Origin of the sequence: Bradyrhizobium sp. NBAIM08, assembly GCF_020193935.1 — a bacterium.
GTDB classification, from domain to species: Bacteria; Pseudomonadota; Alphaproteobacteria; order Rhizobiales; family Xanthobacteraceae; genus Bradyrhizobium; species Bradyrhizobium yuanmingense.
In genome coordinates, this window is record NZ_JADYVR010000631.1 from 1 (window position 1) to 426 (window position 426).

Annotated in this window: 1 protein-coding gene; it reads left to right on the plus strand. The window is 69.0% G+C overall.

What is annotated here, in order from left to right; genetic code table 11:
* Nucleotides 1-231: 231 nt before the first annotated feature.
* Nucleotides 232-426 (plus strand): hypothetical protein (locus tag I6F37_RS41300; protein WP_225154565.1); only part of this gene is annotated, 195 nt, incomplete at its 3' end.

Sequence of the window (426 nt, forward strand, 5' to 3'; positions counted from 1 at the left end):
GGTCGTCATAGGTTTCGGGCTCTTCTCAGATGGAGGGGGGTGGGAGTTGGTCGGGTCCGGCCGGCACCGGTTCGCATGGACCGGCGGGTGGTGATGTCTGGCTCGCTAGCATGCAGAGATGCTCACCATGTCGGCTGTCCCCGAGAAGACCGTGTCGGCGGCTGCCGGCCGACACCGTGGCTGGCCTGGGCGCCTGCACCGGGGTCCGGTCTTCCGCGGTCGGATGTCGTGATGGCCGCCGACAAAGCAAAAGGCTCCGGTGCCGCTGAGGGTTCGGGCACTGATGCTGATGCTGCGGGTGCTGAGGGTTCGGGCCGGAAGCTGGACCGGGCGGGGATCGTGGCGGCCGCGTTGACGTCGATTGATGCGCGCGGTGCGCAGGGGCTGACGATGCGGGGCCTGGGCCACGATCTCGCTGTGGAGGCC